The sequence below is a fragment of the Kosakonia sp. YIM B13588 genome (assembly GCF_042788165.1).
GTDB classification, from domain to species: Bacteria; Pseudomonadota; Gammaproteobacteria; order Enterobacterales; family Enterobacteriaceae; genus Kosakonia; species Kosakonia sacchari.
Genome location: NZ_JBHZPO010000014.1, coordinates 70,606 through 85,930, shown reverse-complemented (window position 1 = coordinate 85,930; position 15,325 = coordinate 70,606). Strand labels below are relative to the sequence as shown.

Here is a 15,325-nt window from a genome sequence, read left to right as displayed (position 1 = left end):
AATCGACTACTATTCGAACAAGCTGACCACCGCGAAAGCGATACACGCTGTGGATAACACGGGCCAGTATGGGACGAACTTATTGGTTTTAGTAATGAATAACCAACCAGTCTGCGCGTCCTCCTATTGTGGATAACCTGTTTTCTAAAATGGAGTGATCATGACACCGCATGTGATGAAACGAGATGGCTGTAAAGTGCCTTTCAACTCAGAGCGCATACAAGAAGCAATTTTGCGTGCAGCTAAAGCAGCGGGAGTCGATGACGCAGACTATTGCGCCACCGTCGCAGAGGTAATTAGTCGTCAGATGCAGGGCCGATCGCAGGTCGATATTAGCGAAATCCAGACTGCCGTCGAAAACCAGTTAATGTCCGGGCCGCACAAACAACTGGCGCGCGCCTACATTGAGTATCGCCACGATCGCGATATCGCCCGAGAAAAACGTGGCCGTCTGAACCAGGATATTCGCGGTCTTGTTGAGCAAACCAACTCGGCGTTGCTCAATGAGAACGCCAACAAAGACAGTAAAGTGATCCCGACCCAGCGCGATCTGCTGGCGGGAATTGTCGCCAAACACTACGCTCGCCAGCACTTGCTGCCGCGCGATGTGGTACTGGCGCACGAACGCGGTGAGATCCACTACCACGATCTCGACTACTCCCCGTTCTTCCCGATGTTCAACTGTATGCTGATCGATCTGAAAGGCATGCTGACCCACGGCTTTAAAATGGGCAACGCGGAGATTGAACCGCCAAAATCGATCTCTACCGCCACGGCGGTTACCGCGCAGATCATCGCCCAGGTCGCCAGCCATATTTATGGCGGCACCACCATCAACCGAATCGATGAAGTGCTGGCACCGTTCGTCAGCGCCAGCTTCGAAAAACACCGCAAAGTCGCCACCGAGTGGAACATCCCGGATGCCGACGGCTATGCGCGCAGCCGCACCGAGAAAGAGTGTTACGACGCGTTCCAGTCGCTGGAATATGAAGTTAACACCCTGCACACCGCGAACGGCCAGACACCGTTTGTCACCTTCGGTTTCGGGCTGGGTACCAGCTGGGAATCCCGCTTGATCCAGCAGTCTATCCTGCGTAACCGCATTGCGGGTCTGGGTAAAAACCGTAAAACCGCCGTGTTCCCGAAACTGGTGTTCGCCATCCGCGACGGTCTGAATCACAAGTTCGACGATCCGAACTACGACATCAAACAGCTGGCGCTGGAGTGCGCAAGCAAGCGCATGTACCCGGATATCCTCAATTACGATCAGGTCGTGAAAGTGACCGGCTCGTTTAAAACGCCGATGGGCTGCCGCAGCTTCCTTGGCGTGTATGAAGAGAACGGCGAACAAATACACGACGGGCGCAACAACCTCGGCGTCATCAGCCTTAACCTGCCGCGCATCGCGCTGGAAGCGAAAGGCGATGAAGCGGCGTTCTGGAAACTGCTGGATAGCCGCCTGCAACTGGCGAGAAAAGCGCTGATGACCCGTATCGCACGCCTCGAAGGGGTAAAAGCCCGCGTTGCGCCAATCCTCTATATGGAAGGGGCTTGCGGGGTGCGCCTGAAAGCGGACGACGATATTGCGCCCATCTTTAAAAACGGTCGCGCCTCGATTTCGCTGGGTTATATCGGCATTCACGAAACGATCAACGCGCTGTCTGGCAATAAACATATCTACGACAGCGAAGCACTGCGCGCCAAAGGCGTGGCGATTGTTGAGCGCCTGCGCCAGGCGGTCGATCAGTGGAAAGAAGAGACCGGCTACGGTTTTAGCCTTTACAGCACGCCGAGCGAAAACTTATGCGATCGCTTCTGCCGTATCGATACCGCTGATTTCGGCGTCGTGGAAGGGGTAACCGATAAAGGTTACTACACCAACAGCTTCCACCTTGATGTCGAGAAAAAGGTGAATCCGTACGACAAAATCGATTTCGAAGCGCCGTACCCGCCGTTAGCCAGCGGTGGCTTTATCTGCTACGGCGAGTACCCGAACATTCAGCACAACCTGCGCGCACTGGAAGATGTCTGGGATTACAGCTACCAGCATGTGCCGTATTACGGTACCAACACGCCAATTGATGAGTGTTACGAGTGCGGTTTTACCGGCGAGTTCGAATGCACCAGTAAAGGCTTTACCTGCCCGAAATGCGGTAACCACGACGCCTCCCGTGTCTCTGTTACCCGCCGCGTGTGTGGCTATCTCGGCAGCCCTGACGCACGTCCGTTCAACGCTGGCAAGCAAGAAGAAGTGAAACGCCGCGTGAAACACCTCGGTAATGGGCAAATCGGTTAACACTTCTGTCGCCCGGTGAATGGCGTTTACTCGTGCCGGGCACACGGTCAGTGACCTGATTGCCCGATGGCGCTACGCTTATCGGGCCTACGTTTTCTGCCGCTACAATTTCTGTCTGATACGTTTCCTCTAAGCAGTTGACGTTGTAGCAAGGCGGCAAACGAGTAAATCCCGGGGAGCTTACATAAGTAAGTGACCCGGGTGCGCGAGAGTAGCCAACGCAGCTACAGCGCCAAATGCGACGAGGAAATATGAATTACCATCAATACTACCCAGTCGACATCGTCAACGGCCCCGGCACGCGCTGCACACTGTTCGTCTCCGGCTGCGTACATGAATGCCCTGGATGCTACAACAAAAGCACCTGGCGGCTGAATTCCGGCGCGCCGTTTACCGCAGAAATGGAAGATCGGATCATTGCCGATCTCAACGATACGCGCATCAAGCGCCAGGGGATTTCGCTCTCCGGCGGCGATCCGCTGCACCCGCAAAACATACCGGATATTTTAAAGCTGGTGACCCGCATTCGCTCGGAATGCCCCGGTAAAGACATCTGGGTGTGGACCGGTTACAAAATGGACGAACTGAACGCCGCGCAGCTGGAGGTGGTCGGGTTGATCAACGTGCTGATCGACGGCAAATTTGTTCAGGATCTAAAAGACCCGATGCTTATCTGGCGCGGCAGCAGTAACCAGGTTGTGCATCACTTGCGCTGACCATATTAAAGCCGCTTGCAGGCATCCTGATAAGCGGCTGCTTTTTCGCGTTTACCGATAGACACAACGAATACCGTCACCACATGGTCTCTGACCTGATAGACCAACCGGTAGCCTGATGATCGCAATTTGATCTTGTAGCAATCCGGAAATTGATGCAGTCGGGCTTTTTCAATTCTTGGCTGAACCAGCACATCCGCCAGTTTCTTTTTAAACTGTGTTTTTACCGTGGCACCGAGTTTTTTCCATTCTTTGTATGCGCGGGGATCAAACACCAGCTCATAATTCATCCAGATTGACCTTGATGCCTTTTTGCGGGTTCGCCAGCCGCTCCCGGACAATCTCCAGCAACGCCGATTCGTCCTCGCTCACCGTCACTGTTTTGATCGGCATACGCCCGTTTTCAGCGACATATTGAAACAGTAAGCGAACGGCTTCAGTTGGGGTGATATTGAGTTTTTCCAGCACGCGCCAGGCCTCTTCTTTGAGTTTGTCATCCAGTCGAACATTTAACGTCGCCATTATGCCTCCGGTAAAAAGAGAATGTGTAATGCAATATAGCATTACATTCGCATTACATGCATTTATGGAAAGCCGCTCTCATTCTCGTTCTTTCAGTGCGACGAGATATATTCCGACGCTGAATGCGCCGGAGGAACGGCAAAACTGTTTTGCATACGTCTGACCTCCTCCGCTGGCGGTAAACCGAAGAGCCGTTTGAATTCGCGGTTAAACTGTGACGGGCTTTCGTAACCAACGGCGTAACAGGCCGCTGCGGCAGTGAGTCGCTGGCGAACCATTAACATCCGCGCCTGGTGCAGCCGCACCGATTTCACATACTGCATCGGCGGCGTCCGGGTTATCGCTTTGAAATGACTGTGGAATGTCGGCACGCTCATCCCGGCTTGCTGAGCAAGTTGTGAAAGCGTTAAGGGTTCTGCATACGTCGCGTGAATGTAACGCAGCGTTTTACCGATTTTACCGAACTGCCCCTGCAAGGCTAACGCGGCACGCATCGCATTGCCTTGTGCGCCGGTTAAAACGCGAAAATAGAGTTCTCGTACCCGCGCCGGACCAAGGATCGCCGCCTCAAGCGGGTTACCGAGCGTTTCCAGTAAACGCAGCACCGCTGTTTTCAGCGTCTCGTCCATCGGGCTGGAGATCATGCTTTGCGGCGCAGCGGGCTGTTGCGAAAAGCCGTGCTGTTCAATTTGCAGCATCACATCTGCGGCAACCTGAAAATCCAGATGCATGTAAATCGCCAGCAGCGGGTGGTCTGCCGATGCATCCGTTTCCATCACAAAAGGCACAGGAACCGATACCGCCAGGTAGTGCTGCTCGTCATAAAGATAGATCTGCTGACCGAAATACCCCCGCTTGCTGCCCTGGCAGACAATCACAATCCCTGGATCGTACAGCACAGGCGTGCGGGCCAGCGGGCGATCGGAACGCAAAATGCGCACATTCGCCAGCGCGGTCAGGTTGTACCCCTCCTGCGGGGCAAGTTCTTTTAACCTCGCGATCATGTCAGCCATCGCGCACCTCATAAGATCAGGCAATAAAAAGAGAAAATATGGCCTAAAAAGCCAGCAGGTCAGAGAATACTATGCAGCTTCCATTTTTCATGGGAGTAGACGTCATGTCATCTGTAAAAACACTTTTTATCACCGGCGTCAGCAGCGGCTTTGGTCGCGCGCTGGCGCAGGAAGCACTGGCTGCGGGTCACAAGGTCATTGGTACGGTGCGCAACCGCGAAGCGCAGCAGGCATTTGAAGCCCTGCATCCTGACCGGGCATTTGCCCGCCTGCTTGACGTCACCGATTTCGCGCAAATCACTGACGTAGTCGCAGAGGTTGAATCACGCATCGGGGCCATCGACGTGCTGGTAAACAACGCCGGTTATGGCCATGAAGGGATCATGGAAGAGTCCTCGCTTGCAGAGATGCGCCGCCAATTCGACGTCAATGTGTTTGGTGCCGCGGCCATGATGAAAGCCGTGCTACCCGGCATGCGCCAGCGCCGCAGCGGGCACATTATCAATATCACCTCGATGGGAGGTTATATCTCCATGCCGGGGATCGCCTGGTACTGCGGGAGCAAATTCGCGCTGGAAGGGATCAGCGAAACGTTAGGCAAAGAGGTGAAGTCTTTTGGCATCCACGTGACGGCTGTTGCGCCGGGATCGTTTCGTACCGAGTGGGCCGGGCGCTCAATGATCCGCACCCCGCGCGCCATTGCCGATTACGATGCGCTTTTTGATCCGATTCGCCAGGCGCGCGAGGAAAAAAGCGGGAAACAGCCCGGCGATGCCGTCAAAGCAGCTCGCGCCATGCTGGCGATAATAGACAGCGACACACCGCCCGCGCACCTGCTGCTGGGCAGCGATGCGCTCAGTCTGGTGCGTGAGAAACTGGCAGCACTCACTGCGGAGATTGACGCATGGGAGGCGCTTACCCGCTCTACCGATGGTTAACGGGCACGGGGCGTGAAAGCGCCCCGGCATTGGCTCAAAAGCGGCTCAGCGACTCCATCGCCACGCGTTTAAACGACGCGAAATCCGCACAGGCACAGAGTCGCGCCGTCACGCGCTCGCGCAGGAAGGTGACGAAAATATCGTAGATCGCCATCGCTTCTTCATACTCGCTCTTGCTGATCGCCAGCAAGAAGATGACATGCGCAGTTTCATCGCCCCACGCGATCCCCTGCGGCGCCAGCACGGTGTAAACCACCGTTTTTTTCGCCAGTAGCCCGAGGGCGTGTGGCAACGCGATGCCCTCACCGAGCAGGGTACTGACAATCGCTTCACGCTCGACCACCGAATCGAGAAACTCCGCATCGACAAAGCCTTCATCCTGCAATTGATGGCATAAGGTGTTGAACAGCGTTTGTTGATCCATCGCGCCGTCGATGATGCGGAAATGCGCGGCATCAAAATACTTTTCCAGCATCCACGGGCGCGTTCTGTCTACCAGTACCAGCTTGCCGATCTGCTCCAGTTGATACTCGCTGGGAAACGGCGCGATGGTGACGACCGGCTTATCTTTTTCATTTACCCGCGCGGTGGAGATAACAAAATCCTCCGCGATACCGTCGCACTGCTCGTATTCACGCAGCGTCACGGTGCGCGTCACCACTATCTGCGGATATTTACGCGCCAGCACTGCTTCAATCATCCGCACCATCGCATTTCCGACATCGCACACCAGCAATACGCGCGGCTGGCGCTGATAACCCACGTTGTAATGGCGCTCAAGACCGACGCCGATATGCAGCACCAGAAAACCGATCTCGTTTTCGCTGATCACATACGGCGTGTATTTCCCCCAACTGGAGACCGCCGCCAGCGTCATATCCCACGCCATGGGGTAGTGCTGTTTAATGTTATCCAGCAACGGGTTAGGGATCATTATCTGGTAGCGCACGCGGGTGATCATGGTTTTGATATGGGTGAGCAGATCCGCACGTAGCTGGTCATCGTTTTGCAGGTTGTAGTTATAGTGCGTGTTGATGTAGCCAAGGATGTAGTTGACCAGCGCCTCGTCGTCATCGGCGCTGATGGCGCTGGGTGCGATCTCCTGCACGCGTCGCCCGGCGATATGCACCCGCAGCCAGTGCTCTTCCGCCGCCGCCAGCGGTTTTCCCGCCAGTTGTTGCAGCGCGGCGGAGATATCCCGCGCCGCCTCTTTGACATTTTCGTCCCCATCTTCGGCGCTGAATTCAGAGAGCGGATAGCCCTCGCTGATGCGGCGAACCGCCACCGCGCAGTAGAGGCGGATAAACAGATCGCCCTCATCCGTGAGGCGAATATGGTGGCGGTTAAAACAGTCATGCAGAATGGCAGCCAGCGCCTCTGGCACACCCGGATTGAGCGCTTCTTCGGTGATCAGCGGGTTATCCGCATTTTGCTGCGCCAGTTCCCACAGCAGATCCGTCAGACAGGCGCGCAGCGCCATTTCGCTGCCAAACAGTTTCATGCCGTGGCGCGGGCGCGTTTCCAGCGTCAGACGGTAGCGGGAAAACCACTCCCGCACCTCGGTCATATCATTTTGCAGCGTGGCGCGGCTGACAAACCACTCATCCGCCAGATCTTCCAGCTTGAGCGAGAACGCAGAGGTGAGAAAACGCACCACCAGATAATGCACGCGCTCCGGCCCGCTACGCGGAATGCGCAGCGCGCGCGGGCGCGCCGCCTGCAAGCTCTGGTAACGCGTGGCGTCATCAATTTTCAGTTGATAGCCGCTGCCGCGCGTCAAAATAAACTGCGCACCGTGGTGCAGCAGTAGCGCATTCAGTGCGGTGATATCGGCCCGAACGGTACGCGTCGAGACCGACAAGCGCTGTGCCAGCTCATCCTGCGGTAGCGTCTCGTTTTGCAACATCATAAACAGTTGCGCCAAACGTTGGTTCGGGAATCGCACGTCGCTCTCCGGGCTTAAGGGTGAGATGAAATAACCATCTGAGATGGGCTGCCTACCGGCGTGTAGCCCGGCTCAAACTGCAGTTTCCCGTCGCGTTCCACGCGAAAACGGGTGATGTTATCGCTGCGCTGGTTCATCACGTATAACCAGCGGCCATTGTCCGCCAGCGTTAACGTGCGCGGGTAATCGCCGCGTGTCCAGACATCATCCTGATGAGTTAGCGAACCATCGGCTTTCACCGTAAAGTGCGCGATGCTGTTATGCAACCGGTTGGCGACATACAGCTGTTTACCGTCACCACTTAATACCAGCCCGGCGGCAAAACTGGTGCCTTTATACTCTTTCGGCAGCGCCGAAAAGGTTTTCCCCGGCTGCAACGTGCCGGTGGTTTTGTTCAGTGCGTAGTGCGTGAGCGTCGAGGCTTCTTCATTGATCAGCCACAGGCCATCGCTCTGCGGCGTGAAAACAAAGTGGCGCGGACCGGCACCTTGCGAAGAGGCGCTAATAAAGGGTGGATCATTCGGCGTTAGCGCGCCCGTTTTGCCATCAAACTGATACTGATAAATGCGATCCAGCCCAAGATCGGTGGAAAAGACGAATTTCCCGCTCGGATCGGCGGCGATCATATGCGCATGCGGGCCATTATGATCGCTAATCGCAAAACTGCCTTCCACCGCCGCAGCCGGTTTCGCGGCTCCCGGTTCGCCCTGATCCTGACGCGTATCCACCGCCTCACCGAGGCTACCATCGGCTTTCACCGGCAGCACGGCAATCGATCCGCTGACATAGTTCGCCACCAGCAGAAAACGGCCATCCGGCGTTAGCGACAGATAGACCGGTCCGGCACCGCCGGATGCCACCTGATTTAGCACACTCAGCTCACCGTTATCGCCAATATGCAGCGCCTGCACCGCGCCCTTTTCCACCTCGCTGGCGAGATAAAGGGTTTTACCATCCCGCGCCACCGTTAGCTGCGCCGCATTCGGCAACGGGCTGACCAGCGTTTTATTACCCAGCGCACCGGATTGCGGATCAACGGTAAAGCGATAAAGCCCTTCGCCGTTTGGGTTGTAGGTTCCCACCCAGGCGTACTGCGTTTGTGCCATGGCGTTGGTCGCCAGCAGAGAAAGTGAAACGGTAAGCAGATGACGAGCGGTAAGCATGGTGGCTCCTTACGTGACGAGGGGGAGTTTCCCTCCCTTATCGGGAGGGAAGATCGTTTACTTCACCAGTGTTTTGGTCATGTCCAGCAACTGGCGAACATCCGCCGGGCGCGTGTCGCCACTCGCCTTATCAATAATCGAACTGTAAATATGCGGGATCATCTTACGAACGCCCGCATCCAGCGCGATTTGCAGGATTTCGCTGAAGTTGTCCAGATCGATACCGCCGGTCGGTTCCAGCCAGAAATCATGCTGCGCGCAGGCTTGCGCCACGGCGATAAACTCGTCGCGGCATTTCAGCCCGCCCATAGGGAAGTACTTAATGGAGCTGCCGCCCATATCTTTTAGCAGCGCAATGGCGGTTTCTACCGGCACAATGCCGTCTGGCGCCTGGCTGCTCAGCGGCCCAGTGGAAATTTTTACCCTTCCCGGCGTGCCAGTTGGCGAAACCAGACCGTTAACCACAGTGTCGTTCTGCCCGAGTAGCGCGCGGCTGGTCGCCACGCCGGTGAACACCTGATTAACATGCTGCGGTTGTACTTCACGGGAGATGGCGCTGACCATGGCCGACTGGTTCGGATCGCCCGCGCCAAGGCCAACGGAAAGCGCATTATCGATACGCGCCGCGTAGTCGCGCATATCCGCCACGGCAGTCGCTACATCCGGGTAGTTTTTCGACAGCACGCCGACCAGCACATGGCCTTCCGCGGCCTCGTAAATCGCGCTGGCGTTCTCTTTGCTTCCCGCCAGCACGTTCAGGCATACGCGGTCACGGTAAAAATTTGGCGTCAGTTTCATGCGTTTGATCCCTTGTTCAGTTCTTCGGCGATGCGGCGATACACAATCGCCAGTTGCTCAGCGGTGACGCTGCGCACATCGGCTTCGATAATCCCTTCGTTGGCTTTATAACCACGGAAGTAAATGGCGTATTCGCCCTGTTTGAGGGCGCTGACCAGCTCGCCGGTGGCGATACCGGTGACGGCTTCATCAAATTTGATTTCGCTGCGGGCAATATCGCGCCCGGCGCTATCCCACACCACGCGGGCGCTCACGCCTTTCAGCGTGTTTAGCTGGTCGATAAACGGTGTCATTTTGGCGACCATTTCCGCCCCGCTCTCTTTGCTGGCAGAAAGATAATGCTCAATGGCGCAGGTCAGGCCGAGAATGCCCTCTTTGCCCACTTTCATCGCGCGGCCAATGCCCGCCGTCTGGCGCTTTACCCACTCCACATACTGCGTTTTGCCGATCACCAGCCCGCTGGTTGGCCCTTCAATCGCTTTTGCGCCACTGTAGATAACCAAATCCGCACCGGCGCGGTAGTAGCACTGCAAATCCTCTTCCGCCGCCGCATCAACAATCAGCGGCAGGCTGTGCTTGCGCGCCACCACAGCGGCCTGCTCCACGCTGAGCATACTTTTTTGTACGCAGTGATGAGATTTGATAAAGAGGATTGCTGCCGTGCGCGGCGAGATCGCCGCCGCCAGTTGATCGGCGGAGCATTCATTGGCGTAACCGGCTTCCACCACTTTGCCACCGCCCAGCGCCACCATGGTGCCCACCGGCGCGCCAAAGTTAACGTTGTGCCCGCGCGGCAGCACGATTTCGTTGTTATCGATCGGCGTGCTGTGCAGGTTTTCCAGCAGCCAGTCGCTGTCGCGCACCAGCACGGCGGCGACGGACTGGGCAATGCCTGCCGACGCGCACGACACCACCGTCGCGCCTTCAACTTCCAGCAGTTTCGCAATGTACTCGCCAGTTTTATTCACCAGGTCTTTCATTTCGAAGTAGTGATTCATGCCGCTTAATACGGCGTCGACCACCTCCGGGCGCGGCGTGGAAACGCCGAGTGCCGTCATGCGCCCGGAGGCGTTAATTACCTGTTTTAAACTGTACTTATCATAAATCGAAGGCATGTTCTGCACTCCCTTGTTCGGTCATATAGCCCTTGCCCGCGCGAATGGCGGCAAGCGGCGTGAAGATCTGTTCGGCCTGTAACGTCTCGTTTTCCGCATCGGTGAACAGCACCGGCTGGCGTTTCAGATCGAAAATGGTCAGGTCAGCGTCGAAACCCACGGCAAGACGCCCTTTATGCTTCAGGCGCAGGCCATCGGCGGCGTGGTCGGTCACACAGGCGATCACCTGCGGCAGCGACATGCCAATGGCGAGGAATTTGGACATCACATTCGCCAGCGAGCGCACCGGACCATCAATACGGTTGCGGCAGTAAATATCGGAACTGATGGTCTGCGGCAAAATCCCAAGCGCAATAGCCTGCTGCGCCACCGCAAAGCTGAAGCTGGCGCTGCCGTGCCCGACATCAAGACGCACACCGCGCGCAATGGCGCGAGTCACCGAGGCGCGCAGTTCGCCAGTTGGCGTCAGAATGCGGTTCGGCTTGCCGTTATAGCAGTGGGTAATGATATCGCCGGAGGTCAGCAACTCAGCAATCTCATCGAGGTTTGGCGGGTTGTTGCCAATATGCACCATCAATGGCAAATCGCCGTTTTCTTGCTGGATAACTTTGGCGCGTTGCAGCGGCGTGATGCCGTTGTCGCCGACCACGCTGCTGCTCATGCGCGCTTTCAGGCCGACAATAAAATCCGGGTGGCGTTTTATGGCCTCACGGGCGGCGTCGGCGTCGATATTGTTCAGGTTCGCCAGCTCGTTTTGCGCAATCAGACCAACGCGCGAGATATTCAGCAGCGCATAAACGTCCGTCGACGCCTTACGGGTAATGGCATAGAAATCATCAATGTCATCCGCGCCGGTGCTACCGGCATCAATCACCGTAGTAACGCCGGTCTGAATGCCGACACTATCGGGCTCGTCGTGATAAATGGGTGAGTTCGGGTAACAGTGGACATGGGAGTCGATCCACCCGGCACTGACATAGTGCTCGCCGTGTAAATCCACGCTTTTCGCCGCCGGGCCGTCGATATCGCCAAGCGCCGCGATTTTGCCCGCCGCGATGGCGATATCCGTCACCGTGTCGTCAACCAGACGCGCCCGGCGCAGGAGTAAATCAAACATGCGTATCTCCAGGAGTAACGGGCGCCGCAGCGCCCGTGAGTGTCAGAGGGCTACCGGGAAGATGGAGCCCAGCAGCATCGCACCGAGGATCGCGCCCCCGGTGATCGGCTTCTGCCAGAGGTAAAACAGCAGTGCGCCCACCAGCGAACCAATGCCAATCGGAATGGAAGCGGTCATCGCGCTGAGGATAATCAACGGGCCGAGGAAGCGGCCAGACGCGTTACCCGCACCCATCATCACGTCTGCGCCGTAGGTGGAGTCGCTCTGATTAATAGTGAACTTACGCGCCAGGATAATCAGGTAGCCAATCGCCAGGCCGATGATCAGCCCGGTTGCCAGCGAGGCAACAAAGTTCGCCACCGGGAAGACAAAGCCCGCGCCGAGCAGCAACGCCGGCACGCCAAGGCCAACGCCGGTCTGAATCGCCCCGCCGATATCGAGAATACCGACCAGCGAACCTTCGATAATGCGGGCAAACAGGAAGCTCGCGCCAAACGCCGCCACCGCGCCGTAAACGCCGGTATCCATGCCGGAACGCAGCATCGAGACAAACGCCACTTCGTTAAACGCGCCAATGCCGTACAGGTAGTACATGTGTGTCCCGGCGAACACGCCGGAAGAGAGCAGGCCGACGAAAATCGGGAATGACCAGTCGGCGTACCAAAAGCCTTTATTCTGTTCCATCTCGGTTCCTTATTTGCCGCTGAGCGAGTTGTGGATAAGCGACAGCCAGTCCGGCGCGCTCAGGTGGAAGGACTCGATCATTTTCAGGTCAAAGCCGCGGAAGAATGCACTCAGCACAAACAGGGCGACAATCGCCGTCATCATCACTTTGGTGACGCGGTTCCAGCCGCTCTCTTCCACGCCTTTACCAATCAGAATACCCAGCACCAGGCCCGGTACGGCGTTGCCCATAATCAGCTGCGCCGCGCCGCCAAAGACGGTGGCCCAGAAACCGGATTTCTTGCCCGCATCAATAGCCGCCAGCCAGAAAATCACCGGCATCACGGTGTTGACCAGCAGGTTTGCGGCCGGAACCAACACTTTCACCGCCGTTACCTGCAACGCCGCCGGAACGGAGGAAGCAGTCAGGTTGAGGAAGGTGACGACCACCATGCCGATCAAGCCACAGGCGATAGCCATCTTTTTCGGGTCATGCAGGGTTTCGCCCACGTTGCGATTTTTCACCATCAACGCAGCAGCACCCCAGTTCGGAATAATGCGGTGGTCAACGTCCTGAGTGAACGAGCCCGCCGCAACGGATGACGCCCAGGCGTTAAAGAAGAAGCCCAGGCCAAAGGAGAAGTGCGAAGCCGGATCCCCTTCGCAGGAGTTCAGTTCGCCCAGTGTACGAAATGCGCCCATCCCTTGCGTGGTCGGCGCGTGGAACATGCGTGCAGCCCCTGCGCCCACACCAACGCCCACCAGGCCGCCGATAATGAGCGATTTTATTAGTATGATTAAGAACATCAGTCTGCCCTCTTCTACCCTGTGATACTGGCTCACGGGGTATGCGGTGAGTTATTGCGTGACGAAATCCACTTTATCGAGATTGATGGCGGTCACGTTGACGGTGACGTCCAGCTCCACGCTGTACGTGCGTCTTATACGGCGCAAAAAGAGGAACAAAAATGCCTCTTTGCGCGTCGTTTCCTGCGCCTGAACAACCTGCACGTCCTGTGGCTCAATGCGCAGTAAAATGTGCGGCGACGTTTTCATCACCGCGGCCTGAACATGGTTCAGCGCATCGGCGAAGGCGCGCGCTTTCGCATCGCCCTTGCCCTTTACCCTGACCGTGGTGGTGAACTGTTCTTTCATGGTTATGCGCCGTATTTTTTCTGCCACGCCTGCACCAGACGCTCGCCTAACTCTTCTTTGTCCATAAAGCCAAAGCCCAGCACGTTGCAGCCTTCGTTAATCGCCGTAACGCCCTCTTCCACAGAACGCATGCCATATTTCGCTTTGTAGCCATGCTTGTTCTGCGCGGTGATAGCACCTGCGCCGCCGCTGCCGCAAAACGAGATGCCAAAGGTGGCGTTTTCCGCTTTCATCACATCGCCAAGTTTCATATCCGCCGCCACGCCCGGCACGACCACCGCGCGGCCGCCCGCTTTTTCTACGCCCGCCGCCACTTTCTGGCCTTTACCCAGACGGTCGCCAATCACTACGGTAATCTGTTCCATTTTTCGCTCCTTAAAGGTTGTCTTTCGCCACTTCGAAGTGCACCGACAGCAGCCAGGCTTCTTCTTCCGGAAGGTTGCCAAAGGCCGCCACGACGTCGCGGGCAAGGTTCATGGAATCCGCCGAGATCTCATCAAACAGGCTGGCGTCCACTTCCGGTAGCGGTTCGCCGGTCACCGACCGGTGCGCCATCGCGCGGACATGAGAAGTCAGCATCTGTTGCTGCACCGCGTTCGGCGTAATGTTCTGAGAACTGAGTAAGGCATACACCTGCTTCAGCATGCGTTCAGCGAGGGTTGCCGTTAGCGCAGCCTGCTCCGCGTCGTTTATTACCGCTCCGTTATTCACTCGTCGTACCCCGTTAATGGCTTCGGAATAAAACTAACGTTGCAGGTTAAGAGTTTGTAGCGAGGAGTTTTCCACTTCGAAGTGGAAACGCGGAAGGCTTTAGTGATCTGCGCCGCAAAATGAGGCCGTTCAGGGATTTTTCACTGTATAGCGGTCACAATTTTGACCAAAAGAGGCGGAAAGACGACAGCCGAAAAGCACAAAAAAACGGCGGGCGGGAGGGGAAAAGTGTGAGGTGAATAAGGTTTGCTTATTCCTGCCCGTTGTTCAGCGCCCGCAACAGATAATCCGTGAATGACGACACCAGCGGCAGCAGTGGCCTGCCGGGTAAATGTAATAAGTGCATCGGGCGCGGCGGCGGTAAATAGCCCGGCAGTACAGCGCACAGACGGCCTGCATCAATATCCCGCTGCAACATGATGTCGGCGTGCTGCACAATTCCCAGCCCGGCCAGCGCCGCCTGGCGAATCGCCTCGCCGGAATCCACCATCAGCCGCGGGGTAATCGGCACGTCTTGTTTACCGTCCGGCCCTGCCAGTTGCCAGCTGTGATCGGATCGCCACTGGCTAAAACTGATGCAGTGGTGCTGTTTCAACTCATCCGGGGTTTCGGGCGTGCCGTGGCGTGCTAAATAGTCTGGCGATGCGGCGAGGATCATCTGGTACGGTGCCAGCGGAATGGCAATCATCCCTTCATCGTTGATAGCACCAACGCGCACAGCGAGCTGGAAACGCTCCTCAATCAGCGAGACTTTGCGATCGCTAAGCACCATTTCCGCATTCACGCCGGGATATTGCTGCAAAAAACGCGACAAGATGGGGGTTAAAACATGGTTGCCCCAGGCCACCGGTGCGCTGATACGCAGCAGGCCAGAGACATTTTCATAAAGATGATTGGCTAACGCGTCTGCTTCGCGAACGGTGGCGAGGATTTGCAGGCCATACTGGTAAAAACGCTGACCGGCTTCGGTTAGCCCCTGGCGGCGCGTGGTGCGGTGCAGCAGCTTGCAACCGGTGCGGCGTTCCAGTTCGCGCACATGTTTACCAACCATCGCCGGCGTGATGCCTAACGAGTCGGCGGCGGCGGTAAAACTGCCAAGCTTGATGGTGCTAACAAACGACTCAACGCATTTGAGATAATCCATTTTCCACCCGCATTCTAAACTCACAGTAT

At 56.7% G+C, this 15,325-nt stretch carries 17 protein-coding genes; 3 read left to right on the top strand and 14 right to left on the bottom strand.

All coding sequences use genetic code 11. The features are described 5' to 3' along the window. Positions 1-160 precede the first annotated feature (160 nt). Both nrdD and nrdG read left to right on the top strand, forming a co-directional pair. On the top strand, positions 161-2,296 hold the full coding sequence (nrdD, locus tag ACFX4U_RS20315) for an anaerobic ribonucleoside-triphosphate reductase (protein ID WP_313508027.1): 2,136 nt from the start codon (positions 161-163) through the stop codon (positions 2,294-2,296). A gap of 251 nt (positions 2,297-2,547) precedes the next feature. Continuing rightward, positions 2,548-3,012, top strand: a complete 465-nt coding sequence (nrdG, locus tag ACFX4U_RS20310) for an anaerobic ribonucleoside-triphosphate reductase-activating protein (RefSeq protein ID WP_313508028.1) — start codon at positions 2,548-2,550, stop codon at positions 3,010-3,012. Between the two features lie 5 nt (positions 3,013-3,017). Here nrdG and ACFX4U_RS20305 read toward each other — a convergent pair whose 3' ends face one another. The 3 genes from ACFX4U_RS20305 to ACFX4U_RS20295 all read right to left on the bottom strand — a co-directional run bounded on the left by ACFX4U_RS20305 (position 3,018) and on the right by ACFX4U_RS20295 (position 4,547). Continuing rightward, positions 3,018-3,302 carry a type II toxin-antitoxin system RelE/ParE family toxin gene (locus ACFX4U_RS20305; RefSeq protein WP_313508029.1) on the bottom strand — a complete coding sequence of 95 codons (285 nt, stop codon included), beginning with the start codon at positions 3,300-3,302 and terminating at the stop codon, positions 3,018-3,020. Then, the gene (locus ACFX4U_RS20300; RefSeq protein WP_017459099.1) at positions 3,292-3,534 is read right to left on the bottom strand and encodes a type II toxin-antitoxin system RelB/DinJ family antitoxin; all 243 of its coding nucleotides are present in this window, start codon (positions 3,532-3,534) and stop codon (positions 3,292-3,294) included. The genes ACFX4U_RS20305 and ACFX4U_RS20300 overlap by 11 nt, the downstream gene beginning before the upstream one ends. Before the next feature lie 92 nt (positions 3,535-3,626). Continuing rightward, the gene (locus ACFX4U_RS20295; RefSeq protein ID WP_313508030.1) at positions 3,627-4,547 is read right to left on the bottom strand and encodes an AraC family transcriptional regulator; all 921 of its coding nucleotides are present in this window, start codon (positions 4,545-4,547) and stop codon (positions 3,627-3,629) included. Between the two features lie 104 nt (positions 4,548-4,651). Here ACFX4U_RS20295 and ACFX4U_RS20290 point away from each other — a divergent pair, with 104 nt between their 5' ends. Then, positions 4,652-5,485 carry an oxidoreductase gene (locus tag ACFX4U_RS20290; protein ID WP_313508031.1) on the top strand — a complete coding sequence of 278 codons (834 nt, stop codon included), beginning with the start codon at positions 4,652-4,654 and terminating at the stop codon, positions 5,483-5,485. Between the two features lie 34 nt (positions 5,486-5,519). Here ACFX4U_RS20290 and ACFX4U_RS20285 read toward each other — a convergent pair whose 3' ends face one another. The 11 genes from ACFX4U_RS20285 to ACFX4U_RS20235 form a co-directional block, all read right to left on the bottom strand. Beyond that, on the bottom strand, positions 5,520-7,430 hold the full coding sequence (locus ACFX4U_RS20285) for a PRD domain-containing protein (protein ID WP_349350636.1): 1,911 nt from the start codon (positions 7,428-7,430) through the stop codon (positions 5,520-5,522). A gap of 14 nt (positions 7,431-7,444) precedes the next feature. After that, on the bottom strand, positions 7,445-8,593 hold the full coding sequence (locus ACFX4U_RS20280; RefSeq protein WP_313508033.1) for a lactonase family protein: 1,149 nt from the start codon (positions 8,591-8,593) through the stop codon (positions 7,445-7,447). A 57-nt stretch (positions 8,594-8,650) separates the two neighbouring features. After that, complete coding sequence (locus ACFX4U_RS20275; protein WP_313508034.1) at positions 8,651-9,391, bottom strand: KDGP aldolase family protein; 741 nt, start codon at positions 9,389-9,391, stop codon at positions 8,651-8,653. Continuing rightward, a complete protein-coding gene (locus tag ACFX4U_RS20270; RefSeq protein ID WP_313508035.1) occupies positions 9,388-10,506 on the bottom strand; it encodes a DgaE family pyridoxal phosphate-dependent ammonia lyase in 1,119 nt (372 codons plus the stop codon). Before ACFX4U_RS20270 ends, ACFX4U_RS20275 begins: the two co-directional genes overlap by 4 nt. Next, entirely contained in the window at positions 10,490-11,623 is a 1,134-nt protein-coding gene (locus ACFX4U_RS20265) for an amidohydrolase/deacetylase family metallohydrolase (protein WP_313508036.1), read from the bottom strand. Before ACFX4U_RS20265 ends, ACFX4U_RS20270 begins: the two co-directional genes overlap by 17 nt. 42 nt (positions 11,624-11,665) lie before the next feature. Next, complete coding sequence (locus tag ACFX4U_RS20260; protein ID WP_131407330.1) at positions 11,666-12,307, bottom strand: DUF4310 family protein; 642 nt, start codon at positions 12,305-12,307, stop codon at positions 11,666-11,668. Between the two features lie 9 nt (positions 12,308-12,316). Further along, positions 12,317-13,093 carry a DUF4311 domain-containing protein gene (locus ACFX4U_RS20255; RefSeq protein WP_017459108.1) on the bottom strand — a complete coding sequence of 259 codons (777 nt, stop codon included), beginning with the start codon at positions 13,091-13,093 and terminating at the stop codon, positions 12,317-12,319. Between the two features lie 51 nt (positions 13,094-13,144). After that, positions 13,145-13,441, bottom strand: a complete 297-nt coding sequence (locus ACFX4U_RS20250; RefSeq protein ID WP_020456289.1) for a DUF4312 family protein — start codon at positions 13,439-13,441, stop codon at positions 13,145-13,147. A gap of 2 nt (positions 13,442-13,443) precedes the next feature. Further along, on the bottom strand, positions 13,444-13,806 hold the full coding sequence (locus tag ACFX4U_RS20245; protein ID WP_020456288.1) for an SFCGS family glycine-rich protein: 363 nt from the start codon (positions 13,804-13,806) through the stop codon (positions 13,444-13,446). Between the two features lie 10 nt (positions 13,807-13,816). Further along, positions 13,817-14,152, bottom strand: a complete 336-nt coding sequence (locus ACFX4U_RS20240) for a glycine dehydrogenase (RefSeq protein WP_313508037.1) — start codon at positions 14,150-14,152, stop codon at positions 13,817-13,819. A gap of 250 nt (positions 14,153-14,402) precedes the next feature. Next, entirely contained in the window at positions 14,403-15,296 is an 894-nt protein-coding gene (locus tag ACFX4U_RS20235) for a LysR substrate-binding domain-containing protein (protein ID WP_313508038.1), read from the bottom strand. Positions 15,297-15,325 lie beyond the last annotated feature (29 nt).

Excerpts from the sequence above, each read along its gene's own strand:
- nrdD (WP_313508027.1), top strand. The coding sequence starts at position 161 with ATGACACCGCATGTGATGAAACGAGATGGCTGTAAAGTGCCTTTCAAC.
- ACFX4U_RS20295 (WP_313508030.1), bottom strand. The coding sequence starts at position 4,547 with ATGGCTGACATGATCGCGAGGTTAAAAGAACTTGCCCCGCAGGAGGGG.
- ACFX4U_RS20275 (WP_313508034.1), bottom strand. The coding sequence starts at position 9,391 with ATGAAACTGACGCCAAATTTTTACCGTGACCGCGTATGCCTGAACGTG.
- ACFX4U_RS20290 (WP_313508031.1), top strand. The coding sequence starts at position 4,652 with ATGTCATCTGTAAAAACACTTTTTATCACCGGCGTCAGCAGCGGCTTT.
- ACFX4U_RS20255 (WP_017459108.1), bottom strand. The coding sequence starts at position 13,093 with ATGTTCTTAATCATACTAATAAAATCGCTCATTATCGGCGGCCTGGTG.
- nrdG (WP_313508028.1), top strand. The coding sequence starts at position 2,548 with ATGAATTACCATCAATACTACCCAGTCGACATCGTCAACGGCCCCGGC.
- ACFX4U_RS20265 (WP_313508036.1), bottom strand. The coding sequence starts at position 11,623 with ATGTTTGATTTACTCCTGCGCCGGGCGCGTCTGGTTGACGACACGGTG.
- ACFX4U_RS20280 (WP_313508033.1), bottom strand. The coding sequence starts at position 8,593 with ATGCTTACCGCTCGTCATCTGCTTACCGTTTCACTTTCTCTGCTGGCG.
- ACFX4U_RS20245 (WP_020456288.1), bottom strand. The coding sequence starts at position 13,806 with ATGGAACAGATTACCGTAGTGATTGGCGACCGTCTGGGTAAAGGCCAG.
- ACFX4U_RS20235 (WP_313508038.1), bottom strand. The coding sequence starts at position 15,296 with ATGGATTATCTCAAATGCGTTGAGTCGTTTGTTAGCACCATCAAGCTT.
- ACFX4U_RS20305 (WP_313508029.1), bottom strand. The coding sequence starts at position 3,302 with ATGAATTATGAGCTGGTGTTTGATCCCCGCGCATACAAAGAATGGAAA.
- ACFX4U_RS20270 (WP_313508035.1), bottom strand. The coding sequence starts at position 10,506 with ATGCCTTCGATTTATGATAAGTACAGTTTAAAACAGGTAATTAACGCC.
- ACFX4U_RS20250 (WP_020456289.1), bottom strand. The coding sequence starts at position 13,441 with ATGAAAGAACAGTTCACCACCACGGTCAGGGTAAAGGGCAAGGGCGAT.
- ACFX4U_RS20260 (WP_131407330.1), bottom strand. The coding sequence starts at position 12,307 with ATGGAACAGAATAAAGGCTTTTGGTACGCCGACTGGTCATTCCCGATT.
- ACFX4U_RS20300 (WP_017459099.1), bottom strand. The coding sequence starts at position 3,534 with ATGGCGACGTTAAATGTTCGACTGGATGACAAACTCAAAGAAGAGGCC.